Origin of the sequence: Ensifer oleiphilus (assembly GCF_013371465.1) — a bacterium.
Taxonomy (GTDB): Bacteria; Pseudomonadota; Alphaproteobacteria; order Rhizobiales; family Rhizobiaceae; genus Ensifer; species Ensifer oleiphilus.
The window spans coordinates 115,467-139,610 of the sequence record NZ_JABWDU010000010.1 but is presented as its reverse complement, the minus strand read 5'-3'; the positions used below and the strand labels follow the sequence as shown (position 1 = coordinate 139,610).

Sequence of the window (24,144 nt, the reverse complement as noted above, 5' to 3'; positions counted from 1 at the left end):
CACGCCTTGTCCACGCTTAGTGAACCGTGAAATAGTTCTCGGGATTTGCGTGAATGTCGTCGATGTCGACATTGACCAGGGTCAGTGAATCGCCATGGCCGAGGTCGATGATGACATTGCCGCCGACCTGGGTGATGCGCGAGGCGAGGTCGTCAGGCGAGGTGATGTCGAGACCGTTGATGCCCTTGGAGATCTGCAGCAGATCTTCGCCGGGTGTGAAGTCGAGAATGACGTCGTTGCCGCCGCCGCCGTCGAAGACGAAGACGTCGTTGCCGGCTCCACCGACCAGGAGGTCATCACCAGCGCCGCCGTTGAGGATATCGTTGCCATCACCGCCGAACAGCGTGTCGCTGCCTTTGCCGCCGGACAGGAAGTCGTTGCCCTGGCCGCCGAGCAGAATGTCGCTGCCGTTACCGCCGAACAGGAGATCGTCACCCCAACCGCCGGTCAGGATGTCGTTGCCGTTCTCGCCATAGAGAACGTCGTCGCCTTCGCCGCCAAACAGCGAATCGTTGCCGTTTCCGCCGAATAGCTGGTCGTCACCTTCGTCACCGAAAATGATGTCATGTCCGTTGCCGCCGCTCACGAAATCATCACCCGCTCGGGCGTGGATGAAATCGTTGAAGCGAGAGCCGAACAGCGCGTCGTCGTATGCGCCGCCTTCTAGTGTGGCCATCTGCCTCTCCTCTTGGTGGATAAATCGCATTTCCACCGACCGGGTCGATGTTGATGCGTCGGGAGTGTGCATCGGCCTGCAGTATATTTCAACCGAGATTCCATGATTAAATCGTGAAATATTCACGTTGTTGTTGTCACTATTTATGGGTATTTGGTGCGTGAGTAAATGTATACTTATTTTGCGTGAACTACGTCGGTATTTTACAGAAAAACTAGTTCAAAATTTGTAGCATTTTACCGCATCCTTCGTCGTCGCGGGCGTAATTCAATCTTCCCTGAAGGCGCGATTGAAGCTCTCTGTCAGCGGAGAGACGAGGTAGTCGATGGCACGGCGCGCCTTGTGCACGATCAGCACCTCCGCCGGCATGCCAGGATAAAGTCGTACATCGGGATCTGCGGCAAGGGATGTCGCATCGATCTTGGCGCGCGCGGTGAAATAGGAGACGCCCGACTTCTCGTCGACCGACTGGTCCGCGGCAACATAGGTCACCTCGCCATTGAACGGCAGGCGTGAGCGCTGATTGTAGGCGGTCAGCCTGATCTGCGTCGGCGAGCCCACCGCTATGCTGTCGATGTCCCGCGGGTTCACCCGCAATTCGACGACCAGTGGTTCGTCTTCCGGGACAATTTCCAGGAGCGGCTGGCCGGGCGTAACAGCGCTTCCAGGGGTGCGCAGCCAGATATTGCTGACCACGCCCGCTTGCGGAGAGCGGATCTCCATGCGCCGCAGCACATCCTTTGCAGCGATGATCTGTTCTTCGACGTCCGTCAGGTCGATGCGCGCCGTCGTGATCTCTCCGGCAATCGTCGATTGAAACTCACTATCGATACCAATGAGGGCAAGCTGGGCGCCGGCCTTTGCCTTCTCCGCCCGCGCCTTGTCGCCTGCCAGTTCGCCGCGTGTTCGGGCGAGCTCGCTCAGCCGCGTGTCGACCTCTATGAGCTTGGCGCGTTGCACGAAGCCTTTCTCGACCAGCGTGGCGATCGCCGTGCGCTGTTCAGTGATGAGGGCGATCTGACGATCGGTCGCTTCGACCTGGGTGAACAGCGATTTTGTCTGTTCGCCATATTCCTCGATCGTTTTCGCCTGCACGTCGACACGTCCGGACTTGGCCTCGTGCCGCTTGTCGAAGAAGACATTCTCCGCCTTGATCGCTTCATCCACGGCGACCCCGCCTGCATCGCCGAAACTCTGCGGGAAGGTGATCGTTGCCGCGCCGTCCTGCTCTGCCTTGAGCCTGGCGAGCCTTGCAATCAGGCCGATACGACGGCTGTTGAGTGCATTCAGGTTGGAGCGCGCCCGGGTGTCTTCAAGCAAGATGAGCGGCTGTCCCACGGCGACCTGTTCGCCCTCCTGAACCATCAGGCGTCCCATGACGCCGCCTTCGAAGTGACTGATCGTCTTGCGCTTGGAATCGACGATGACGCTGCCGTTGGCAACCGTCGCGCTGCTTAGTTCTGTCGATACCGCCCAGGTGAAGAAGCCGCCGAAGGATACGAAAATCGTTGCAAACCCCGCAACCATCAGGCGGCGAAGCGCGCGATCGGCATACGCCTCGTCGACCTCGGATGGGGTCGGCGCCGGTCGGGTGGTTAACTTTACCGGAGAGCGGAGATCGAGCCCGGATGGCTGCGAACGGAGCGGAAGCGTGTTTTTCTCGGTCATGCGGAAGCAACCTCGCGCAAGGTTTCGCCAGGCGCTGGCACGGCGGTCAAGATGTCCGTTCGCGGTCCGAACTGACTGATACGGCCATTTTCAAGGACGAGCAGCTTGTCGGCGACCTGCATGATCGATGGCCGATGGGCGATCATGATGACGATGGCGCCCTGGTCGCGCATGCGCTGGATCGCCCGAACCAAAGCACGCTCGCCCAGCGAATCGAGATTAGCATTCGGCTCGTCGAGAACGACGAGACGCGGGCGATTATAGAGGCAGCGCGCCAGTGCAATGCGCTGTCTCTGTCCACCGGAAAGTGTGAGGTGACCATCGCCGACCGGTGTGTCGTAACCGAGGGGCAGGCGACCGATCATCTCGTGGACTTCCGCCAGTCGTGCCGCTTCGATGACCTTGTGAGGATCGCCATCGTCCATTCTGGCGATGTTTTCGCGGATCGTGCCCTCCAGCAGAGACACCGATTGCGGCAGATAGCCGACCTTCTCGCCGAAAGACCCGCGCTCCCACAGATAGGTATTGTGGCCGTCGAGAAAGACACCCCCCGACGTCGGCCTTAAGATGCCGACCAGCAGCCGGGCAAGCGTCGACTTTCCGGCGGCCGACGGGCCGACCACGCCCAGCACCTCGCCGGGGGAAAGCGAGAAGGAGACGCCCTTGATGATCGGCACCTCGACGCCCGGGACGGCGTAGACGAGTTTATCCACAATCATGTCGCCGGCCGAATGGGGCGTCGGCGTCGTCTGGCGGATCGCCAGGTCTTCGCCGATCGCCGCCTCGATCCGTCGCCAGCCGGCCACGGCGAGCACCCATTGGCGCCAGTTTTCGATAATCGTGTCGAAGGGTATGAGCAGCCGACCGACGAGGATGCTCGAAGCCATCATCGCGCCAGGGGTGATCGCCTGATCAAGCACCAGCAGCGCACCTGTTGCAAGCGTGATGACCTGGATCGAGTACCGCAGGCTGCGCGTCAGCGACGTCATCGCCTTGCTTCTGCTTCCGCCGGCTTCGAGCGCACCCAGCGCGTGGATTTGCAGCGTTCGCCAGCGCCTGGCAAGTGCGGGCAGCATGCCCATCGCTTCGATCGCCTCGGCATGCCTGAGCGAGCCGGCGATCTTGGAAACCGCTTCGACATTCGCCTGGTTGGCTTCCTTGGTCAGTTGGCGCGTTAGCATGTCATTAACCAGCCCGCAACATATGAGCACCGCCACTGACACAACCCCAACGAGCCCGAACAGTGGATGAAGCAGGAACAGCGCCCCCAGAAAAATCGGCGACCAGGCGGCGTCGAGCGGCGCGACCACAGCTGACGATGTGAGAAAACCACGCAATTCCGACAGGTCGCGAAGGGACTGTGCCGCGCGCGAAAGCCCTTGATTCACGGAGGCTTGGACCGCCGATGCCAGAACAGGGGCGTTCAGCCTTCGCACGATGGCGCTGCCCATTGCTTGAAATGCAAGGGCCCGGATCAGATCGAGGACACCATAGACGACCAACGCGCTGATCGCGAGCAGGGTCAGCATCGTCAGCGTATCGAAGCTCTGACTGTTGAGAACCCTGTCATGAATCTGCAGCATGAACAGCGGTATCGTGAGCTGAAGCAGGCTTATGCAGACACTCAGCAATGCGGCGTAAAGTGACACGGAAAGAAACACACGCTTGGCTTGCAATATTAGCAATCTTGGATTGATAATCTCGTCCTGGCGCATAACCCCTAAAATTTGACCGTTGCTTATCGTCTCGTTCCGAACAGTATCACGCATGGGCGGTTGCCTGAAGTTAACGTTAAAGCCATCCGTGGAGGACGTCTGGCTTTAATTTGGGGTGAAGCATAGTATTGCTTCGATATGTGTGGCACGAAAGTAAGAGGTAATGCAAGTTTAAGGTCACAGGGAGGGGGTTTTAGTAGTTGAATTTACTTCAAGATTTGAAGTAAATTTTGAAATGGAGAGTTGGATGAATGAAAGAGTACTCTATCCGTCCACGGGGATCAAAGATGTGTCGTTGCTCCAGCAGGAGGACCAGGCATCGGCGGCGGTAGGAGCCCAAGATCAAGCGGACGCGGCGAGCGATTGCCGACAGCTGACCTATTTCGAGCTTGCGCGCTTGATGGAACGAGTGAGCAGGCGATTTTCCGGCTTGGTTCGCGCCGAGCTGACCAAGCTGCGTGTCGACGACATCGGACCGGCTCAGGCCATGGTCCTGCTGGCGATCGGCGATGCCGAGCTTTCGGTCGCCGAGTTGCTGGATCGCGGGCACTATGTCGGCTCGAACGTGTCGTACTACCTGAAGCAGCTGGCAGATGGAGACTACATCGACCGGGTGGCCTCCCAGCGCGACAAGCGTTCGGCGCGCATCAAACTGACGGAAAAGGGCCGGATGCTTCGGGCGAACTTGCGCGACGCGGCGATGGCCTATGAGCGGGCACTCAATCGCGGCCATCAGGATCGTCAGAACCTGGAGACCGCCTTCCAGACCCTGCATCAACTCGAACTCGTCTGGGGCAGCGCGTCACGGTACGACATGTGACCGGGCGGAACCCAATGTGCACGTCATTCAGGTAGCGGATTAGATAGCATGCATGTGGCATTTGTTCATCGGCGCGGCTTCGGCCAGTTCGCCGCGTTGGCGGCTGACCTGGTTCGGTCGGGCAACAGCGTCAGCCTGATCACCGAAACCGTGGATCAGAAGATCCCATCCGTTCGCGTCATTCGCCACCGGGCCGAGCCTGGCCCTAGGGCTTCCGCAGCGATTGCTCGACACATGGCTGTGCCGGATCACCACACCCGGATCGGACACCGGGTCGCCGAAACGCTCGACGCAATGACGCGGCAGGACATGACGCCCGACATTGTCGTCGGTCACATCGGTTGGGGCAGCATGATGTTCGTCAAGGATGCGCTGCCTCACGTTCCGGCCCTGGGATATTGCGAATTCTTCTATCGATCACACGGCGCCGACATCGGTTTTGCGGCCGACGATCAGCCTGATCTCGAAGAGCGCAAGCGATTGCGGCTGCGCAACGTCGCACAGTTGCTGTCGCTGGAATCAATGGATGGAGGCATCAGCCCGACCGAATGGCAAAAAAGCCTCTATCCCGCCGATACGCGTGAGCGCATTGCCGTCTGCCACGAGGGTATCGATACGGCGCTGTTTCGTCCCAACCCTGCGGCTTCGGTCAGGCTCCCAGACGGCCGCGTGCTCAAGGCCAACGATCCGCCGGTCGTCACTTTTGTCGCCCGCGATCTCGAACCTTATCGTGGCTTTCCCCAGGCGCTGCAGGCTGCCGCTCAAATCGTGCGCAAACGTCCCGATACGATTTTCGTCTTTGTCGGAGGGGAGGGCACCAGCTACGGACCTCCTCCTCCTGGCGGCGGCTCATGGAAATCCCATCTGCTCGCCTCCGTCGACGTGCCGGCGGACAACATCATCTTTCCGGGCGTTGTTCCGCATCACATCCTTCGTCAGCTTTTCCAGGTCTCGGCGGCACATGTCTACATGACCTATCCCTTCGTGCTTTCCTGGTCTGTGCTGGAAGCCATGGCCTGCGGCGCCTTGATCATTGGCTCCGACACGCCTCCGGTTCGCGAAGTGATCCGTACGGGTCACAACGGTATCCTTGTGCCCTTCTTCGATGCCGACGCCCTCGCCGAGGCAGTGCTTGGAGCGCTGAGCAATCCACAGGCCTCCATCAGCATGAGGGCGGCCGCGCGAAGAACCGTCGAGCGGCGCTTCCGCCTGGAGGACTGCCTGCTGCGCCAGCGAGAGCTGATGGCGGCGATGACAGGTCGTTCGGCGGCGTAACGGCAATACCGGTCAATACTTCAAATATTGAAGTATATGTGAAGTTTATTCCTGCGGAAGTCATGTATTTTGTCGTTGTGCATCGCAAAATTCACTGCTACGTAATCAGTGTGATGAATGGTTTCGATAGTATAGATGTCGCCCATTCGGAACTCCACCGATATGCGTTATCGTTTCTTCTGAGGGCGTTACGTGCAAGAAGTAAGACAATCCGCCTTGGGCCCACGGCTCGGTTTGAAGAAGCTGCTGCTGGCGTCGGATCGCGATCGGGCGATCCTGCAGGGCAGCAACATCGCCCATCTCGTGGATTACCTGGAATCTGATGACAGCTCCTTCGACATGCTGAAGGATAGTTTTCCGATCGCTGCCGTCGCATTTTCCGAAAAGGGAGAGGCGGATCTGAAGAAGGGGCTTGCGCGCCTCTCGGCCTTGCGCACAGTTCCGGAGTTGGCGGTCCTGCGTCTTGATCCTGTCAATGTGGCGGAGAGCTCTGCCCTTCTGCGGGCACTTGTCGAAGACGGCGTCGGTCGTCTGGCCAGATACACGTCGTCGATCACGTCTGAGCTCGCAATGCTTCGGCGCGAGCGTGAAGAGCTCTTTGAAAACTATCGTCTCTTGGAAGACGCCTTCCACGCCCGAAACTGGGAGCCGGTTGCCGAAGTCTTTGCGCACGATCCCTTTGCCGATCCGAAGGACGAGGGCGTGGGACAGCTGTTGAGCAGCGCGTTCATTGAGCAACTTCTGCCCGTCTCAAGCCTCGGCGTCGCCGGCTTTTCCCTTCACCTCCACGCATTGCCGAAGGGCAGTGGCGAGCTGATCGTTACATTGAGCTATCTGGAAAGCGGTGAAGGCATTGCGGAATGGAACGTTCCCTATGTCGGCCTGGTCAACGGCTGGAATTTCTTTTCGCTGCCGCGTGCCTGCGGTGGCGCGGCAAGGACCCTTCGTCTGCGGGTGTCCGCCAGCGGCTCGGACGCGCTTGCCCTTTCGCTTGGTCATCATATCGCCAGCGAGCGATATTCGGCGCGCTCGGAACATCCCCATCCTGACCTCGACCTGCGCCCGCTCGCGTTCAGGGTGTTCACGGGCTTACCCGGGGTCAAGCCTGCCAGCACCGCGAACATGATTGCTCCCACCAGCTTGCTGGAAGGGCAATTCACCGTCGATTACAGGCTTGGGCTGGACAAGCTCAGCCAGATTGCGGACGTCTCCGTCACTCAAATCGTCCCGGATTTCCAGACCATCCGGTTTCTCGACCATGAACACGCAATCGTCTGTCATCCCCTGGCAAGCGGCATTTCGGCCGGTACGATCAATCGCGCCATCGAGCCTGGCACGGTCTCGTTGTCGGCAAGCGCCATTATCGATCACCCCAAAGGCGCGCCGGCAGCCGTCAGCTTTCTCTTGAGCCCGGCCAGTTCGAACGCCCGCGCGGAGGTCGCCGAACTCGCACGCAAGGGCACGGTGAAACCCTCGACGCTGTTCAGCGGTTGGCGAGAGGTCGGTGCTCAGCAATCCATCAGCATCACCATGCAGATGGACGAAGCGATCCGTGTTCCGATGGATCTGATCATCCTCAGCCGGGCGGCGGGTGACAGCGTCGATTTCTGCTGGCTCAAGGTGTCGAGCTTCCGACTGGTCAAGCAATCGACGGAGGCCCTGAATGTCCGGTAACCCGGAGGCTGATCTCATCGCTATCGCGATGCCGCTCTACGGTCATGCGGCGCTTGTCCTGGAAGCCATCGAATCTGCACTGGCGTCCGACCTCAGCACATCCCGGCTTGCGATCGTGGTTTCGGTCGATGGAGACCCCTGCCACGAGACATTCGACCAGCTGTTGCTCTACGCCGCGGCCCATCCGTTCATTCACGTGATATTCGGCCGCAATGCGGGACCGGGTGGCGCCCGCAATCGCGCCATCGACTTCATTGTCGAGCAACTGCCTGAGGCTCGGGCGGTGTACTTCCTCGATGCCGACAACCGCGTTCTTCCGCGCACGATCGAAACACTTTACCAAAAGCTCATCGATACTGCCTGTGGCTGGGTCTATACCAATATCGACACGTTCTCCGTATCCTGGCGCGCGCATTACGGCAATCAATACTCGCGGCTGGCGCATTGCATCACGGACAATATTTGCGACACGGGATCGCTGATCTCCATCGACGTTTTCCGCTCAGGCGTGCGCTTCAGCGATGACCGGCAGAACGGCTTCGAAGACTGGGAATTCTGGTTGTCCTGCATTGAGAACGGCTTCGTCGGGGTCCCGTGCCACGACACGGTCTTCGAATATCGCTTGCGCGCCGAAAGCCGATTCAAGGAAGCCAACCGCGAACGCGCCACATCGGTCAGCTACCTCAGAAAACGCCACAAAGCGCTCTACCGACGGCCGATGCTCGTGGATTTCGAGCATGAGGAGGCCCCCCGGTATCTCTTCGCCCGCACGGAAAATGCATCGATCTCGTTGTTTACCGATCCGAGCAAATCACCGACCGTGCTTCGCCTTGATGATATCATCCCGGCGTTCTGGGCGAATGTCGGCGAGCCAGACAATGTGCACTTCCCCCCCTTTCTCGTGGCGGGCAGTGGTTCGGCTTTCGATCTGCTGCTGCGCTCACGCATGCTTCCGAACATTCTCGCCCACCTGGAGCGGTTGAGCGAAAACACCAACGCATTGTTCGTGCAACTCGCCAATGACGGCGCGAAGCGCGGCATCGAGGCGATTGCCCTGCCGGCAGGATCTCAAAATGTAGGATCCGCCGACCTCGTTTTCGTCCCGACCCCGCTCGTCAGGGACGTGATCCTGAACAATGCGGTGGAGTGGTTCGCATCGATCGGCAACCAACAGGTCTGGCCGACGGTGACTTTGCTGAAGGTTCGCTTTCCCTTCCCCAAGAGCCTGCCGCGCCGATCGCTGATCACGCCGCAGCAGATGATGGTCAATTGCATCAACGCGATTGCCTCAAGCCCGTTGCGTCACACCTCGGGCAAGCGTTGGACATGGCGGCCTTCGCGGCTGGTTCCCTATGGCGAGCTCTATCGGGAACTGCGCAGGGAAGTCGGTGGCTCGCCCGTCCTGCCGCTCGGGCACAGCGCCGGCAAGCGGACCGCAGCACTTCTGGTGCCGAACGCATCTTTCGGCGGCGCCGAGAAGGTCGTTTATGCCGTTGCGCGCGAACTGAAGCGCACCGGTTTCGAGACGCATCTGTTCGTACTCGGCAGCGCGAAGATGGACGTCATCGACGAGTTCGATCAGAGCTTTGATCACATCCACTTCTGGGATCTCGGCGTTCCCGCATGGGGTGGGTCGGGCTCCTTCCTCGGCCAGGACTTCATCGCTGAAGAGCACGGGGTCGACTGGCAAGCTTTGAAGGGCCAGCTTTCAGGTTTCGACCTGGTGATCAACAACCATGTCATGGCCGTCCACCCCCTCATCGCGCGGCTGCGCTCCGAGGGGACGCGTACCGCATGTTACCTACACGTCGTCGACAACACGGCGTTCAAGCGTCCCGCGGGCCAGCCTTTTGCCGCGATCGCCCACGAGCATTGCTACGACGCGTTTCTGACTTGCTCGGAGCAGCTCAAGACTTACCTGCACAGTTTCGGCGTGCCACACGCAAAGGTCTTCGCCGTCGCAAACAGCGCGGGCTTTTCTGTGCCGCCAAAGGTTCAGACGGAAGTCTTCTCAACTAGGAGACAGCCGCGCGGCGACGCGCCGTTGCGCGTGCTCTATCTGGGTCGTCTCGACCGGCAGAAGGGCATCGATCGGCTGGCCGCGACCCTGTCTGAGCTGCGCGCAAGGAATGTTCGGTTCGAAGCGCGCGCCATCGGCGGGGAAATTCTCGCCGATACCAGCGCCTCCTGGACGGAGCGACTGAAGGATCTCTCGGTCGACGTCCGCCCGCCGGCCTTTGCGAGCAAGGAACTCATCAAGGCGCTGTCCTGGGCGGATGTGCTCGTCATGCCCTCGCGCTGGGAAGGGGCTCCGCTCGTCATCGCCGAGGCGCAGCAGCTCGGATGCGTGCCGATCGCCACGTCGGTTGGCGCCGTCGATGAACTGATCGTCGATGGCGAAGACGGCGTGCTGATCCATGCGGCGGCCGATCCCGAAGTCGTCCGATCGATGGCCGACGTTATCGAAAAGGTTGCTCGCAACCCGGACCAACTTGCTCCGCTGATTGAAGGTTGCATCAAGACTGCAGCCCGTCGTTCGTGGACATCCTCGTTTTCGCAGTTTCTCGCGTGGTGCGACACCTGGGTCGACAACTCGTCCCAGGCAAGAACCGCCGTCTTTCCCTCGGACCCGGCGGTTGACGCCGGCATCCGGGCGGTTGGTTGAGCCCACGCCTTCTTTTAAGCAGAAAGGTCGATTGCATGCCTGCAAGGATTCTCGTGACGGGTATTCCCGGTCACTATACGCGCCTCGTGAATGGCGCTCACGGTTTGTCCGTCTCCTATGCGGAGCGCCAGAAACAACCGGAGACGAAAGAGGAATTTCTGCAGGAGCTGCGCAATATCAGCAACACCGGCAACTACCTCATCGGCGAAGGTGCGCTCAGGGCGCTTTCACCCCACGCCAAGCATGTGCCGTTCTGGCATCTCTACAATTGCGCCAAGAATGGCGTCGGCCTCGACGAGTTCAACGCCAACTTCGATATCTGCGTCTTCACCTGCGCCAATCTGTTGCGCAAGGGCCTGTCGGCCGACGCTGAAGCGGACGTGCTCGAGAAGCTCAAGATGCCGATCGTCATGCTCGGCATCGGACAACAGAACCGCAAGGACCTGGAGAACAATCTGCCGGAGGGTACCAAACGGCTCCTTGCCATCCTCAAGGAGCGGGAGCACTTCTTCCTGACGCGCGGCTTCGAGACCGAAGGTTTTCTCAAGGACCAGGGCTTCAAGTTCGTGCGGCCGACGGGCTGCCCATCTGTCTACTTCATGCCGGACAATATGCGAAAATCGCTCAAGAAACTGCCCGAGGTCGACGTCTCCAAGGCACGCACGATTTTTTCCGGCTACCTCGGCGGCAACCAGGATACGGTGCTCGATGCCAAGGCTCTGCCCGGCGGCGACAGCGTCCCGCAATACGTGGTTCAGGATGAGTTTCTCCATTTCGACATGAGTGTCGAGCCCAATGGAGAGGGACGGGTCTACGACACCGCCTCGGGCACGATGGTCGGCAATCTCGCCTATCCCGGCGCCGACAGGCTCGGCAAGCCGTTCCAGGTGCGCACCTTCTTTGACACCAACCAGTGGAGGGCCTGGGCGTCGTCGATGGATTTCAACCTGGGCCGCCGCTTCCACGGCTCGATCATTGCCATGCAGGCAGGCGTCCCGAGCCTGATGGTGGCAGTGGACGACCGGATGCGCGAAATGCTCGGCTACACCGGATTGCCGGCGGTCGATATCAACGAGATCGACAGCGCCGACGATCGCAGCGACTTCGTCGCCGGCCACCTGAAGAAGCTCAATGCCTCAGAACTCGTCGACAGATATTCCGATCGCGAACGGGCGTTCCGTTCGACGCTGCGGGAAATCGGCATCGGTCAGTAGAGCAATTCCGGTCCAGCTGCGTCCCGGTCTTTTCGCCAGGACGTGCTTGCAAACAGACAGCCAGAGCGTTCTGGGCGGCCTCCGTTCATGCCGGAAACGCTCTGGCTGCACCCGGCATCCTCCCAAGGGCTCGTTCAAAGGACAGTTATGCGTATCTTACTTACTGGGATTCCCTCGTATCTGCAGCGCACGATCGGCTCGGTTTCGGGTCTGACGGTGCATCATCGCCCGTATTTTGACGAGGTGACGGCAAAGAAAGACTTCCTCTCCCAGGTGAGGAAAATTGCCAACACCGGCAATTACCTGATCGGCGAGGGAGCTGCCCAGAGCCTGCGAGGGCACGATGTCACCTATGTTCCGTTCTGGCACCTCGTCAACAACCGTGCTTCGGACGATCTTTACGAACAAGCCAACCGCGAATTCGACATCTGCGTCTTTGCGTCCGCCAACCTCTTGCGGCCCGGATATTCCGCCGATCTCGAGGCCGAGGTATTCGCCAAGCTGAAGATGCCCGTGGTGGTGATGGGCATCGGCATCCAGCGCAAGGAAGGCCTCAAGGAACTGCTGCCGGCCGGAACGCTCAAGTTCCTCGATGTTCTCAGGAACAGGGAAAGCTACTTCCTGACACGGGGCTATTTTACCGCGGAGTTCCTGAAAGAGCAGGGAATGAAATTCGTCAAGCCGACCGGCTGCCCCTCGCTCTACTTCGCACCCGATCAAATGGTCCGGTCGCTGATGGCACTCGCCAATCCAGCATTGGCTGATGCGCAGAATATCGCCTTCGGCGGTTATCTCGGCAGCGTCGCCGACACGATCGTCGACGCCCACGCACTGCTAGGCCCGAAATCCGTTGCGAGCTACGTCGTCCAGGATGAAGTCATCGCCTACAATCTGGAACTGCCGGGTGACGATGCTACGCCGGTCTACGATCGCGCCCGCGGACGCATTACCGGAGCGACGCAATACAAGCACAAGGAAAAGTGGCAGCGCGAGCACGAGCTGATCGCCTTCTTCGACACCAACCAGTGGCGCACCTGGACCACGAGCAGGGACATGTGCTTCGGCCGCAGGTTCCATGGTTGCATCATCGGCATGCAGGCGGGTGTTCCCGCACTGATGATCGCCGTGGACGACCGCATGCGTGAAATGCTGGAGTTCATCGGCTTCCCCTATATCGAGGCGGCGACCTGGAACCGCGAAGCGGACAAGCGCACCTATCTCTCGAATTTCCTCTCCACGATCGACGCAGAGGCGGCGATCGACCGTTACAGCGCCTGTGAAGCCAACTTCAGAAATGTGCTCGGCCAGATTGGGATCTGAGCGCTGGGTGTGGACTGCCGTAGCGCGCAGAGTCCTTCTTTGCGCGCTGCTTTCGCTTTTTGCCATCGAACCTGTCACGGCGATCGAACGGGATCGAAACGCCACCGGCATCTTCGGGATCAACAGGGTCAATCTCGCCTGGCTGACACCGGATGAGCAGAGGAAAGTCCTGGGTGAGATCGCCGCGAGTGGTGCAACGCATGTGCGGCTGTCCCTGTCGGCCCCGGTCGCCAGGAGCATCGACGCCGTCGAGATCGCTCATGGCCTCGGGCTGAAAATCCTGCTGGAAATCCAGCTAACGAACCCCGATTTTTATGCCGACGATGTTGACGCCCGAACGGGTTACGGGCGGATCTGGGACATACGTCGCCTTTCCGATATCGATTTGGAGAGATATCGGGAAAACCTCAAGGCGGCACTTCGCCGAATGGACGATGCCGGCGTCCCGCTCGTGGCGGTCGAACCTGGCAACGAAATCAACTACAGCGCCTACAATGGCGACCTCATCGTGTTTCGCGAACCCGGCGCCGTTACGCCGCGCCGCGTGCCCGATATCCGCAACCGCGAAGCTTTCGAGCGTGGATTGGCGATCTATGTCGAGATTGCCAGAATGACGAGGCAGGAGTTGAAGGCGACGATCTTCAGCAGGAACGCGGTGGTCGTCTCCGCCGGCCTTTCGGACATGAATGCCGGGGAGTCCGACCAAAAGGGCATGGAGCGCCTCGACCCGGAAGACGTGATCGCACTCCTGAAATCGCTCGGGCTCGACAGGTATGTCGACGCCTATGGCATTCACGTCTATCCGGGACGCAAGGCGGGGCCGAAGCTTGCCAATTATATCCGCGAACTCCTTCGTTTCTGTACGGCCGGAGATAGGGGAAAGCCCTGCTGGGTCACCGAATGGGGGGTGGCAAACGCCGCCCGCTCATGCCCGTTCGACGACCGAAACCGCGCCGACGCAATTGCGGCGACGCGGTCCGTGTTTCAAGCCTTGATGTCGTCGGGGCAATTGATGGCCGCGTTCTACTACGACTGGGACACACACGACGCTTATGGCGTCTGGCGATGCGGTCGCCTCAGCCCTGCCGGCGTGAGGGCGATCGCCCCGAACTAGGCCGACGCATCGCTTTCAGCCATCGTGCGCAGCGACACAGGTTGTGGCGCGACGACGCTATACACCGGATACCGCGCCGCCCTTCTTGCGGGCGCCATCGGGTCGACCTTCGCGGCGTCGAACGCACGGGCGTTTTAGAGAAAGTCTGCCATCTCGGCGTTATAGTAAAGCTTGGTCCGCGGACCAGCCAGAATGGGATCAATAATGCGGACGCATTCCTTGTAGTGCTCAGTCTTGCGATGGTCTTCCAGGGCCTCTGCAGATTGAAAGACTTCGTAGATCAGAAAGGTGTTTTCGTCCTGCGGGTCGCGTAGGACGTCGAAACGCAGGTTGCCCGGCTCTTTGCGCGTACCTTCGTAATTGATCCGAAAGGCCTCGAGAAATTCGGCGGCATGGCCTTCCTTGACGTTGATGCTGACCATCTGAATGAGCATGTCGTATTCCTTGGTAACGTTAGAGCGGCACGCTGGTGCGTGCGATGAAAGGGTTTACAGACCGGGAGCCTTCCACATGGCCGTGGTGACGCCCTCATCGACCAATTGACGCTGAAGAGCGTAGGCACGGGCCCAACGCTCGCCAGCGTTATCGTAGATCGCCTTGTGTTCGAGATTGGGTTCGAAATGCCGGTCCCAACGAACCCAGCTTTCGGCAGCCTCGACGAAGTCGCGGTGGAGCCCGACACCGATTGCCGCTGCGGCCGCACAGCCGAGAGCCGTCGCTTCCTTGACCACAGGCGTGACAACCGGCAGTCCGGTTGCATCCGAAAGAATCTGAGACCAATGGGCGGACTTGGAGGCGCCGGCCGCAAAGACGATCTTTTCAGGCGACTTGCCGGAAAGCTTGAAAATGGCGGCGAGGTTGCGGGCCGCGACGATGGCCGCGTTTTCCTGCAGGGCGCGAAAGATTGCTGCCTTGCCGGATTTCTCCGGGTCGATGGAGAGGTTCAGCAGTGACGGGGCCGCGTGATACCATTTTCCATAGTGCATCACGTCCGAGAACACAGGGATAATGCCGTAGGCGCCTGGGGGAACAAGCGCCGCCTTCTGCTCCAGCAAACGATAGGCGTCGCCACCGCTGCCGGCAGCGGCGATTTCCTCTGCGCCGAAGCTGTCGCGGAACCAGCGCATGACGATGCCGACGAAGAAGCTGATGGCCTCGGCCTGGTTGAGACCCGTCACGACATGCGGGTTGATGCGCAGATCCATCGACGGATCCGTAACGGATGGCGCCACATTGACTACCTGCTGCCAGAAAGTGCCGCCGAGCACGGCGCAATCACCTTCGTTGACGACGCCGAGACCGGCCGCGCCGATCTGGCAGTCGCCGCCGCCCATCACCACCGGTGTACCTGCTGCAAGCCCGGTTTCATCGGCTGCCTTCGCCGTCACGTCACCGATCACGGTCCCCGGCTCGGCGCTCGGCGGGAAGATATCGTGGCGAATGCCGGCTCTCGCCATGGCATCCGGCAGCCAGTTGCGTGCCGTAAGGCTGTAGAGGCCCGTCGTGCCGCCATTGGAAGGATCGCTGGCGATCACGCCCGAAAGCCGGGCGAGCACCCAGTCTGAAAGCATGCTGACACGATGCACACGATCATAGACATCAGGAAGGTTACGTTTCAGCCAGAGCAGACGGGGAAGGGCGCCGAGCGCAAAGGTCTGTCCGGATTGAGCATAGAGTTCCGCCTCAAGCTGCGGGAAATCCTGCTTCAGGTCGCGCACCTCATTGTTGGCGCGACTGTCGACATTGGCGCAGGCCCAGATCTCCTGGCCGTCGCGATCATAGGCGACAATGGCCTCGCGCATGCTGGTGGCACTGACGGCTGCGATGTCGGTTGCCCGAATCCCCGCATCGGCAATGACGCGCCGGATCGCCCGCGCCAAAAGGGCCCAGTTGCCTTCAACATCGAAATCCATCGAGCCGGCAAAGCGCGGATCGGGCTTGTGCCACCACTCATGCTGGGCGCTGGCGATTTGATTGCCGTTGTGGTCGAAGAGGACGGCGCGTCCGCTGCCCGTGCCGGCGTCAACGGCGAGGAGATATCTTGCATTCATTGTAATGCTCAGTCCTTGATCTCGATCAGTCCGGCGGCGGTCGTTTCATCGGTGATGAGGATGCCGACGAACTTTCCCAGCAAGGCGGAATGGATGGCTTGCAACTTTTGCAGGCCACCTGCCGCGGCCACGACTTTCTCTGCGCGCGACAGGGCCGCAAGCTTCACCCCGATGACGCGATCGTGCAGCGGCAGATCGAGCACCTCGCCCTGTTCGTTGTAAAACTGGCAAAGGATATCGCCGACCGCACCCTTGCGGCGCAGCGGCTCCACTTCGTCAGGAGTGACATAACCGGAGCGCACGACCGTCGAGGCCGGCGAAAGTTCGCCGATGCCGACGAGCTGAAAGGAGGCGTTGAGCGCCATATCGAGCAGGTTGGCAACGGCCGGTTCGGAGGAGAGGTTGCTCGCAACCTGCGGATCCCTGACGACAAGAGGGGCCGGGACAAGATGGACGCTGCTGCCCCAGTTCGCCGTGCGCATACCGTCCACATAGGTTCCGACGCCGCCGGTCAGGCTGACGAGACCGATATCGCGTTCATTCGCGAGATGACCGAGCCGTTGAATGGTGTTGCTGACGGTGGCGCCCCAGCCCACCGCCAGGAGGTCGCCATGCTGCAGGCGTTGCATGAGGAATTGCGCGGCCGCCTGACCCAAGCGATCGCTCGGGTCCTGGTCGGGCAATTGCGGCACGACATAGGCCTCCAGCAGCCCGTAGCGTTCCTTGATCTCGCGTTCGAGCGTAAGGCATCCCTGATAGCGTGAATTGATGCGCACCTGGATAATGCCGGAACGGCGGCCGCTTTCCAAAAGGCGAGACACCTTGATGCGCGACATGTTCAGCCGCTCGCCGATCTCGTTCTGGGTCAATCCGTCGTTGTAGTAGTACCAGGCAATGCGGGTGAGGGTCTCCTCGTCCGCATCCGCGTAACTCCACTCGCCATTGTCCGAAGCCATGCGGCCCATTCCTTTGGGTTGCCCTGATCATTTGAGTATCGCGAAAACATTTGATACGTCAACGGTATTGAGGCCGAAAAAATCCATCGCCTTCCAACCGCCTGTTTTTGCGCATAAATTTGCGATTATGCCAGTACTTCCGCCAATCTCTGTTCGCTTTGCTGCTGATGACCATATTGACGGGATACAGTCGTTATGATCACATGATGGCAGATGAATACATTTGAACAGGTGGGGAATGGTGAAGGAACAAGCGGCCGGGAGGGTCGCCCTTCTAGAGGACATCTGGAAATCCTACGGTGCGGTGCCGGTCCTCAAAGGCGTGTCACTGGCCCTCGAAGCCGGAGAGGTGCACGCGCTGCTTGGAGGCAACGGCGCCGGCAAATCCAGTCTGATGAAGATCATGTCCGGAGTGATTCCCGCCAATTCCGGCCGCATCGAAATCAACGGCCGGGCGTTGACGCACGCCTCCCCGGCGCTCGCCCAGGATCTCGGTCTCTATCTCGTACCGCAGGAAGCACATATCCTGCCAAACCAGACGGTGCTGGAAAATATCTGTCTGGGCTTAAGGCCATCGCCGCGCTCGCTGCGGCCGCGCGTCGAGACACTCGTCGCCGAGCTTGCCGTTGCCGTGGATCTCGATGCACAGGCTGCCTCGCTTGAGATTGCCGAGCGGCAGATCGTCGAAATTTTGCGCGGCCTGGTGCGGGACGCGCGCGTCCTTATCCTCGACGAGCCGACCTCGGCTCTGACCCCCTTCGAGACGAGCGCGCTTTTCGAGCGCGTGCGCAAACTGCAGGGCCAAGGCGTCGGCATTTTCTTCATCTCGCACAAGCTGCGGGAAATCCGGGAGATCTGCAGCACCATCAGTGTGCTGCGGGACGGCGTCATCGTGCTCTCGGGACCGCTCGACGAGTATACCGACGCAGAGATCGTCGAGGCGATGAGCCGCGTACAGCTTGCAGCCGACGGCGGAACCGCCAAGGCCGGGCGCAAGGTGGCGCAGATCGGTCAACCGCGGCTCACGGTGCGGGGGTTGTCGGGAGAGGGCTTTGCCGATATCGACCTCGATGTCAGGGCGGGGGAAATCCTCGGCCTTGCCGGTGTCGTTGGTGCCGGACGCACGGAGTTTGCAGAGACACTTTTCGGCCTGCGCAAACAAAGTGCCGGCAGTGTGCACTTGGAAGGCAAGGAACTGAAAAGCCGGTCGCCAAGGTCGTGCATCGATCATGGCCTCGTCTATCTGCCGGAAGACCGCCAGCAGAACGGCCTATTCCTCGAAGCACCGCTCTATTGGAATGTCTCGTCCTATCTGATCCATCGCCTGCCGTTTTTCCTGCGGTCGGGAACCGAGCGCCGAATCTTCGACGGCTTTCGCGACAGCATGGGCATAAAATGCACCGGCGCCGGGCAGTCGGCCCGGGGGCTTTCCGGGGGCAATCAGCAGAAGGTCCTCATGGCAAAGTGCCTGTCGGCGGGACCGAAGGTACTGATCCTCGACGAGCCGACGCGCGGGGTCGACGTTGCCGCCCGAAATGACATCTACGCGCTGATCCGCACGCTTGCCGGCAAAGGCGTCGCCATCGTCCTCATATCCTCCGACTTCGACGAGATCGAGCAATTGGCCGATCGCGTACAGGTCATGGCCTTTGGCCGGGACGGCGGCCAACTTTCGGACGCGATCAGCGTCGATGCAATCGCCAGACTGGCCTTCGGCGCCTCGGAGCCCAATCATGCTTGATCTCTTTGCCCGCAACCGCGTTGTCACGCTCGTCCTCATCCTGACCCTTGCCTACGCCGCAATTGGCGCGGCGGCGCCGGGTTACCTCTCCGGCGCGACACTCTCGACCGTGCTGTCGAGCAGCCTGGTGCTGATGCTGATTTCGCTCGGCACCATGGTCGTGATCCTGACGCGCAACATCGATGTATCCAGCGGCTCGGTGCTCGGCCTGAGTGCCGCCGTGCTTGGGCTGCTGTTGAACGCGGGGGTCGGCCTGCCGCTCGCGATCGTGCTTTGCCTGCTCACCGGCGCCCTGGCCGGTGCGTTCAACGGGCTGATGGTCGCCTATCTCGGCATACCGTCGATCGTCGCCACGCTTGGGACGCTCGGCCTCTACCGCGGCATCATGTTGGTGATGACCGGCGGACGCTGGATCGAGGATCTGCCGCAAGACTTGAAGGCCCTATCCACCAATCTCGGCTTCGGCTTTTCAGCGCTGACGGTCGTCGTCGTTCTATTGATCGTCACCCTCTGGCTGTTCCTGCGCAAGACGCGTTTCGGTCGCTTCTTCTATGCGGTCGGCGACAACAAGGCGGCAGCGCACCACCTCGGCGTGCCGGTCCGGCGGGTGCAATTCGCGGCTTTCGTTGCCGCAGGAACTTGCGCGGCGCTGGCCGGCATCGTCTTTGCTGCCCAGATCGGCTTCATCCCGAACCAGGCGGGCAACGGCATCGAACTCAAGGCGATCGCGGTCAATGTTCTTGGTGGCGTCAGTCTTCTCGGTGGCACCGGCTCGGTCGCAGGCGTTGTCGCCGCGGTGATCTTCATCACCTCGATCGACAGCGCACTCGTCTTCCTGAAGATCCCGGCCTACTGGAACGATTTCATTGCCGGCGCGCTGTTGCTCTCGGTGCTCCTGCTCGACGGCCGCATCCGTCAACTGATCGAGCGGCGCATTCGTGCGCGCCGCTACGCCATCCATGATCGTGCGCCCGTTCCCGATGCCACGTCTTCAACAACCAGGATCGCGGAGGCGAGCCGATGAAAAAGTTGATCTTCCGCTGGGAGACCGCGTTGCTCGCCATGCTTTTGGCGGAGCTTGCAATCTTCGGCCTCATCAACCCGCGGTTCCTCAATCCCGCGAACCTGATCTACGGCACCTCGGATTTCGTCCAGATCGGCATCGTCGCCTTGCCGCTGACCTTGGTGATCATTGCGGGCGGCATCGATGTGTCCTTCGCGTCGGCAATCGGCCTTGCGGCCATCGTATTCGGGGTCGCAACATTCTACGCCGTACCGCTGCCGCTATCGATCCTGCTGGCGCTTGCGACCGGTGCGCTGTGCGGTCTCTTCAACGCTACCGTTATTCACCTGTCGAAGATTCAGCCGCTCGTCGTTACACTCGGCAGCCTCTATCTCTTTCAGGGAACGGCGACCGTCGCCTCGGGCCTTGTCGGGGCTGGCGGCTATGAGGGGATCGGCAACTTTCCGGAAGCCTTCAATGGCTTCGGTTACGCGCAGTTGTTCGGCTTGCCTGCAACGCTTGTCGTGTTTCTCGGGCTCGCCTTCGTTCTCGTCGTCCTGTTGCATTTCACGCGCTTCGGCCGTGTCGTGTTTCTTGTCGGACAGTCGGAGAGTGCGGCTCGGTTCGCCGGTATTCCAGTCGCCACCGTTCAGACCATCACCTACGTCGTCACCGGGCTCTGTGCGGCGATAGCAGGGCTTGTGATGTCCGCCTATTTCGGTTCGGCGCGCGTCGATCTCGGCGCTGCGACATTGCTGCCGGCTGTCACCGCGGCGGTGCTTGGAGGTGCATCCATCTACGGCGGCCAAGGTTCCATTCTCGGAACGCTGATTGCCACATTCGTCATCGGCTACCTGCAGCAGGGCCTGCAGGCGAGCGGTGTTTCAAGCCAGATTTCCAGCGCACTTTCGGGAGGGTTGCTGGTTATAGCGGTCGCATTGCGCCACGGAAGCGCTTTGCTTGCCGATTTCGTCGCCGTTGCCAGGCAGCAGAAGGGCCGGGCGGCAATTACTTCAGGAGGAGAAAGAAAATGACCAACACAATGATTAAGACCGCTGCCCTTGCGGCCAGCCTTCTTGCCGGCACCATGCTCGCGTCCGGAACGGCACAGGCCGAATCCCAGATCGCCTTCATCCCCAAGCTGGTCGGGGTCGGTTTCTTCACCAGCGGCGGAGCCGGAGCGGTGAAAGCCGGCGAAGAAGTCGGCGCCAAGGTGACCTACGATGGTCCGACCGAGCCGAGCGTCTCAGGGCAGGTGCAGTTCATCAACAACTACGTCAATCAAGGGTACAACGCCATCATCGTTTCGTCCGTTTCGCCGGATGGACTTTGCCCGGCGCTGAAGCGTGCGATGGAGCGCGGTGTGCTGGTGATGACGTGGGACAGCGACGTCAATCCGGATTGCCGGAGCTACTACATCAACCAGGGCACGCCCGAACAGCTTGGCAGCCTGCTCGTCGACATGGCCGGCGAAGGCGTGAAGAAGGAAAAGGCGAAGGTTGCCTTCTTCTACTCGAGCCCGACCGTCACCGACCAGAATGCATGGGCGGAAGCTGCCAAGGCGAAGATCGCTAAGGAGCATCCCGGCTGGGAGATCGTCACCACGCAGTATGGCTATAACGATGCGCAGAAGTCGCTGCAGACGGCCGAAAGCATCCTGCAGACGTACCCGGATCTCGACGCGATCATCGCGCCCGACGCCAACGCTTTGCCAGCCGCTGCCCAGGCAGCCGAAAACCTGAAGCGGGCCGACGGCGTCACCATCGTCGGATTCTCGACGCCCAATGTCATGCGTCCCTATATCGAGCGCGGCACGATCAAGCGGTTCGGCCTCTGGGATGTGACCCAGCAGGGCAAGATCTCGGTCTTTGTCGCCGACCACGTCTTGAAGAACGGCCCGATGAAGGTCGGCGACAAGCTGGAAGTTCCAGGCGTCGGCACGGTCGAAGTGTCGGCCAACAAGGTGCAGGGCTACGACTACGAGGCCGAAGGCAACGGTATCGTGCTCCTGCCCGAGCGTACCGTCTTCACCAAGGACAACATCGGCAATTTCGACTTCTGATCCTGAACACACCATACCGGGCGGCCTGCGATTGGCCGCCCGTTCTCAATTGCTGAAAAAATGGAAAACCATCATGAAAAGCCGCTGGAACGATATCGAAGCCGACCGCTACGTTGAGGCCGCAGGGGCAGCCGGCCATAGCGAAGCGTTGGGGCTGCGCATCTATACGTCGCGCATCATCGGTGGCGATCCGGACCTAGTGCTGCACGGCGGAGGCAACACCTCGGTCAAGGTAACAGGCGAGGATGGCTCGGCGCTCATGCATATCAAAGGCAGCGGCTGGGATCTCGACACCATCGAGGCGCCAGGCTTGCCGGCGGTGCGGCTGCCGGAGCTTCTGGCCGCGCGCGACGGGCCGAGGCTTTCCGACCCTGATATGGTCGCGTTGCTGCGCGCCAATCTGCTGGATGCCAGCGCACCCAATCCTTCGGTGGAGGCGCTCTTGCATGCCTTCATACCCCACGACTTCGTTGACCATACGCACGCGACCGCGATCCTCGCTCTGGCGGATCAACCCGAAATGCGCGATACCGTTGCACGCATCTACAGCGGCCGGGTCGCCTATGTGCCATATGTGATGCCGGGCTTTGACTTGTCTATCGAAGCAGATCGTATCTTTCAGGCGCAACCGGATTGCGAAGGCCTCTGGCTCGAAAACCATGGCCTGTTCACATTCGCCGGTACGGCTCGCGCATCCTACGAACTGATGATCGAATTCGTCGATATCGCGGAACAGGAGCTCGCCCGAAAAGAGGTTGTGCTGACGGGCCCCCAGCCAAATGATCGCGTGGCTGACGCCGGCCTGACGGCGCGACTGGCCAAGGCCTTGGCTGGTCCCGGCTCTCCCTTCGAACATGCGGCTGCGGTCGACTTTCGCTCGACGCCAGCCATTCGCACCTACGCGTCGCGGGGCGACCTCGAGAGCGTTTCTCGTAGAGGTACGGTAACGCCGGATCACGTCATCCGCATCAAACCGTGGCCGATGATCATCGAGCCAGACGCGGATGCGGACGAGATCGCGGCCGCCGTCGAACGTTATCGAGCCGAATATCGCGCATACTTCGAGCGGAATTCCGGCCTGACGCCCATAGCAAAGACCATGTTGGATGCTTATCCACGCGTCGTGGTCGTGCGCGGCGAAGCTATGTTCGCAATTGGAGGAAACGCCAAAGCCGCGCGGATCGCAGGGGACCTGTGCGAGCAGGCAACACGGGCGATCAATGCTGCCGAATCCTATGGCCGCTTCACGCCGATTGGAGAAGCTGATCTGTTCGATATGGAATACTGGGTGCTCGAGCAGGCGAAGCTGAAGGTCAATCAGGCGTCCTGACCTCTTGGGCATAAGCCCCCGGAGGCAGACAACGAAAGAAAACAAAATGGCGCTGTGTCATGACGGCGCCGGATAACACATCCGGCTGCTTCGCCTCCATCGGGAAGGCAAGTGGCGGTCCTGCCCAGTTGCGGCATCACCGCGAGCAGGATTTTTGGCCAGGTGCGAGCCCATCGAGCAGGAAGTCGAGACCTTTCCTGAAGGCGCCGTCCCAATCGCTGTCCAGCAGCAGACGAGAACGTTCGATCGTCGGATAATGTTCGCTCAGGCGTGTAATGCGCTGCTGTGCGGCGGTTCTGTCGTCTTCCGAGAGATCGAAGCTCGCGCGGGTGATCGTGGCGCCCATCACATAGTTCCACAACGACCATATCGCGACGTTCAGATCTGCGTCCGCTACACCGGCTCTCGACAGGATCTTTCCAAGCAGTTCCAGGCGATTGAGGATGTTCGGGCCAAGCGCCCGGCGCGAGAGCAGTGACGCCGACCAGGGATGGCGCAGCATGCTCGCCCGCCAGTCCTGGAGCAAATGAACAGCTTCATCGCGCCAATCTTCTGGCTCAAACACTTGCGGTCGTCCGCTGTATTCAATCACCAAGTCGAGCGCCAGATCAAAGACCTCCTCCTTGCTGCCGACATGCCAGTACAGGCTCATCGCGCCCGCGCCGAGCCGATCGGCCAGCCGACGCATCTTCAATCCGTCGACCCCTTCGGCGTCCAACAGCTCGACCGCGGTGGTCACGATCCGCTCCAGAGAGAGGGGCGGGTCGGCGTGTGGGGGCTGCGCGGATTGGACGGGTACATACTGCCGTTGAGACCGTTTGCCTCGGGTGTCGCTGTGTTTGGCTGCCATCGGCTTTCCC

At 60.5% G+C, this 24,144-nt stretch carries 19 protein-coding genes; 12 read left to right on the top strand and 7 right to left on the bottom strand.

The window, feature by feature from the left end; genetic code table 11:
* Positions 1-16 precede the first annotated feature (16 nt).
* The 3 genes from HT585_RS27775 to HT585_RS27765 form a co-directional block, all read right to left on the bottom strand.
* Positions 17-676 carry a calcium-binding protein gene (locus tag HT585_RS27775; protein WP_176356024.1) on the bottom strand — a complete coding sequence of 220 codons (660 nt, stop codon included), beginning with the start codon at positions 674-676 and terminating at the stop codon, positions 17-19.
* A gap of 267 nt (positions 677-943) precedes the next feature.
* A complete protein-coding gene (locus HT585_RS27770; protein WP_176356023.1) occupies positions 944-2,344 on the bottom strand; it encodes an HlyD family type I secretion periplasmic adaptor subunit in 1,401 nt (466 codons plus the stop codon).
* Positions 2,341-4,113 carry a type I secretion system permease/ATPase gene (locus HT585_RS27765; RefSeq protein ID WP_176356022.1) on the bottom strand — a complete coding sequence of 591 codons (1,773 nt, stop codon included), beginning with the start codon at positions 4,111-4,113 and terminating at the stop codon, positions 2,341-2,343. Before HT585_RS27765 ends, HT585_RS27770 begins: the two co-directional genes overlap by 4 nt.
* 193 nt (positions 4,114-4,306) lie before the next feature.
* Between HT585_RS27765 and HT585_RS27760 the strand changes: the two genes are divergently transcribed.
* From HT585_RS27760 to HT585_RS27730, 7 genes are all read left to right on the top strand, one after another.
* The gene (locus HT585_RS27760) at positions 4,307-4,879 is read left to right on the top strand and encodes a MarR family transcriptional regulator (protein WP_176356139.1); all 573 of its coding nucleotides are present in this window, start codon (positions 4,307-4,309) and stop codon (positions 4,877-4,879) included.
* A gap of 48 nt (positions 4,880-4,927) precedes the next feature.
* Positions 4,928-6,154, top strand: a complete 1,227-nt coding sequence (locus HT585_RS27755) for a glycosyltransferase family 4 protein (RefSeq protein WP_176356021.1) — start codon at positions 4,928-4,930, stop codon at positions 6,152-6,154.
* A 192-nt stretch (positions 6,155-6,346) separates the two neighbouring features.
* Complete coding sequence (locus HT585_RS27750) at positions 6,347-7,828, top strand: DUF6212 domain-containing protein (RefSeq protein ID WP_176356020.1); 1,482 nt, start codon at positions 6,347-6,349, stop codon at positions 7,826-7,828.
* Positions 7,818-10,493: a glycosyltransferase gene (locus HT585_RS27745; RefSeq protein WP_176356019.1), complete on the top strand. Its 2,676-nt coding sequence runs from the start codon at positions 7,818-7,820 to the stop codon at positions 10,491-10,493. Before HT585_RS27750 ends, HT585_RS27745 begins: the two co-directional genes overlap by 11 nt.
* Positions 10,494-10,528: 35 nt before the next feature.
* Complete coding sequence (locus HT585_RS27740) at positions 10,529-11,707, top strand: polysaccharide pyruvyl transferase family protein (RefSeq protein WP_176356018.1); 1,179 nt, start codon at positions 10,529-10,531, stop codon at positions 11,705-11,707.
* A 147-nt stretch (positions 11,708-11,854) separates the two neighbouring features.
* Positions 11,855-13,027, top strand: coding sequence for a polysaccharide pyruvyl transferase family protein (locus tag HT585_RS27735; protein ID WP_176356017.1), 1,173 nt, complete (start codon positions 11,855-11,857; stop codon positions 13,025-13,027).
* A 7-nt stretch (positions 13,028-13,034) separates the two neighbouring features.
* Complete coding sequence (locus HT585_RS27730) at positions 13,035-14,141, top strand: glycoside hydrolase (RefSeq protein WP_343214099.1); 1,107 nt, start codon at positions 13,035-13,037, stop codon at positions 14,139-14,141.
* Positions 14,142-14,275: 134 nt separating this feature from the next.
* Here HT585_RS27730 and HT585_RS27725 read toward each other — a convergent pair whose 3' ends face one another.
* The 3 genes from HT585_RS27725 to HT585_RS27715 are packed head-to-tail and all read right to left on the bottom strand — an operon-like array spanning position 14,276 to position 17,148.
* Positions 14,276-14,575 carry an antibiotic biosynthesis monooxygenase gene (locus HT585_RS27725; RefSeq protein WP_176356015.1) on the bottom strand — a complete coding sequence of 100 codons (300 nt, stop codon included), beginning with the start codon at positions 14,573-14,575 and terminating at the stop codon, positions 14,276-14,278.
* Between the two features lie 54 nt (positions 14,576-14,629).
* The gene (gene lsrK, locus HT585_RS27720; protein WP_176356014.1) at positions 14,630-16,192 is read right to left on the bottom strand and encodes an autoinducer-2 kinase; all 1,563 of its coding nucleotides are present in this window, start codon (positions 16,190-16,192) and stop codon (positions 14,630-14,632) included.
* Positions 16,193-16,200: 8 nt separating this feature from the next.
* Entirely contained in the window at positions 16,201-17,148 is a 948-nt protein-coding gene (locus HT585_RS27715; RefSeq protein WP_176356013.1) for a sugar-binding transcriptional regulator, read from the bottom strand.
* A gap of 238 nt (positions 17,149-17,386) precedes the next feature.
* Here HT585_RS27715 and lsrA point away from each other — a divergent pair, with 238 nt between their 5' ends.
* From lsrA to HT585_RS27690, 5 genes are all read left to right on the top strand, one after another.
* Positions 17,387-18,889, top strand: a complete 1,503-nt coding sequence (gene lsrA / locus HT585_RS27710; RefSeq protein ID WP_176356012.1) for an autoinducer 2 ABC transporter ATP-binding protein LsrA — start codon at positions 17,387-17,389, stop codon at positions 18,887-18,889.
* Positions 18,882-19,913 carry an autoinducer 2 ABC transporter permease LsrC gene (gene lsrC / locus HT585_RS27705; protein ID WP_176356011.1) on the top strand — a complete coding sequence of 344 codons (1,032 nt, stop codon included), beginning with the start codon at positions 18,882-18,884 and terminating at the stop codon, positions 19,911-19,913. Before lsrA ends, lsrC begins: the two co-directional genes overlap by 8 nt.
* Entirely contained in the window at positions 19,910-20,926 is a 1,017-nt protein-coding gene (locus HT585_RS27700; protein ID WP_176356010.1) for an ABC transporter permease subunit, read from the top strand. The genes lsrC and HT585_RS27700 overlap by 4 nt, the downstream gene beginning before the upstream one ends.
* On the top strand, positions 20,923-21,954 hold the full coding sequence (gene lsrB, locus HT585_RS27695; RefSeq protein ID WP_210270590.1) for an autoinducer 2 ABC transporter substrate-binding protein LsrB: 1,032 nt from the start codon (positions 20,923-20,925) through the stop codon (positions 21,952-21,954). The genes HT585_RS27700 and lsrB overlap by 4 nt, the downstream gene beginning before the upstream one ends.
* A 73-nt stretch (positions 21,955-22,027) precedes the next feature.
* Positions 22,028-23,284 carry a class II aldolase gene (locus HT585_RS27690; RefSeq protein ID WP_176356009.1) on the top strand — a complete coding sequence of 419 codons (1,257 nt, stop codon included), beginning with the start codon at positions 22,028-22,030 and terminating at the stop codon, positions 23,282-23,284.
* Positions 23,285-23,420: 136 nt separating this feature from the next.
* On the opposite strand, the gene HT585_RS27685 is transcribed toward HT585_RS27690, so the two are convergent.
* A complete protein-coding gene (locus tag HT585_RS27685) occupies positions 23,421-24,134 on the bottom strand; it encodes a TetR/AcrR family transcriptional regulator (RefSeq protein WP_176356008.1) in 714 nt (237 codons plus the stop codon).
* Positions 24,135-24,144 lie beyond the last annotated feature (10 nt).

Excerpts from the sequence above, each read along its gene's own strand:
- HT585_RS27745 (WP_176356019.1), top strand. The coding sequence starts at position 7,818 with ATGTCCGGTAACCCGGAGGCTGATCTCATCGCTATCGCGATGCCGCTC.
- HT585_RS27775 (WP_176356024.1), bottom strand. The coding sequence starts at position 676 with ATGGCCACACTAGAAGGCGGCGCATACGACGACGCGCTGTTCGGCTCT.
- HT585_RS27740 (WP_176356018.1), top strand. The coding sequence starts at position 10,529 with ATGCCTGCAAGGATTCTCGTGACGGGTATTCCCGGTCACTATACGCGC.
- HT585_RS27735 (WP_176356017.1), top strand. The coding sequence starts at position 11,855 with ATGCGTATCTTACTTACTGGGATTCCCTCGTATCTGCAGCGCACGATC.
- HT585_RS27685 (WP_176356008.1), bottom strand. The coding sequence starts at position 24,134 with ATGGCAGCCAAACACAGCGACACCCGAGGCAAACGGTCTCAACGGCAG.
- HT585_RS27765 (WP_176356022.1), bottom strand. The coding sequence starts at position 4,113 with ATGCGTGATACTGTTCGGAACGAGACGATAAGCAACGGTCAAATTTTA.
- HT585_RS27770 (WP_176356023.1), bottom strand. The coding sequence starts at position 2,344 with ATGACCGAGAAAAACACGCTTCCGCTCCGTTCGCAGCCATCCGGGCTC.
- lsrK (WP_176356014.1), bottom strand. The coding sequence starts at position 16,192 with ATGAATGCAAGATATCTCCTCGCCGTTGACGCCGGCACGGGCAGCGGA.
- HT585_RS27755 (WP_176356021.1), top strand. The coding sequence starts at position 4,928 with ATGCATGTGGCATTTGTTCATCGGCGCGGCTTCGGCCAGTTCGCCGCG.
- HT585_RS27760 (WP_176356139.1), top strand. The coding sequence starts at position 4,307 with ATGAATGAAAGAGTACTCTATCCGTCCACGGGGATCAAAGATGTGTCG.
- lsrC (WP_176356011.1), top strand. The coding sequence starts at position 18,882 with ATGCTTGATCTCTTTGCCCGCAACCGCGTTGTCACGCTCGTCCTCATC.
- HT585_RS27700 (WP_176356010.1), top strand. The coding sequence starts at position 19,910 with ATGAAAAAGTTGATCTTCCGCTGGGAGACCGCGTTGCTCGCCATGCTT.
- HT585_RS27715 (WP_176356013.1), bottom strand. The coding sequence starts at position 17,148 with ATGGCTTCGGACAATGGCGAGTGGAGTTACGCGGATGCGGACGAGGAG.
- lsrA (WP_176356012.1), top strand. The coding sequence starts at position 17,387 with ATGGTGAAGGAACAAGCGGCCGGGAGGGTCGCCCTTCTAGAGGACATC.
- HT585_RS27690 (WP_176356009.1), top strand. The coding sequence starts at position 22,028 with ATGAAAAGCCGCTGGAACGATATCGAAGCCGACCGCTACGTTGAGGCC.
- lsrB (WP_210270590.1), top strand. The coding sequence starts at position 20,923 with ATGACCAACACAATGATTAAGACCGCTGCCCTTGCGGCCAGCCTTCTT.
- HT585_RS27725 (WP_176356015.1), bottom strand. The coding sequence starts at position 14,575 with ATGCTCATTCAGATGGTCAGCATCAACGTCAAGGAAGGCCATGCCGCC.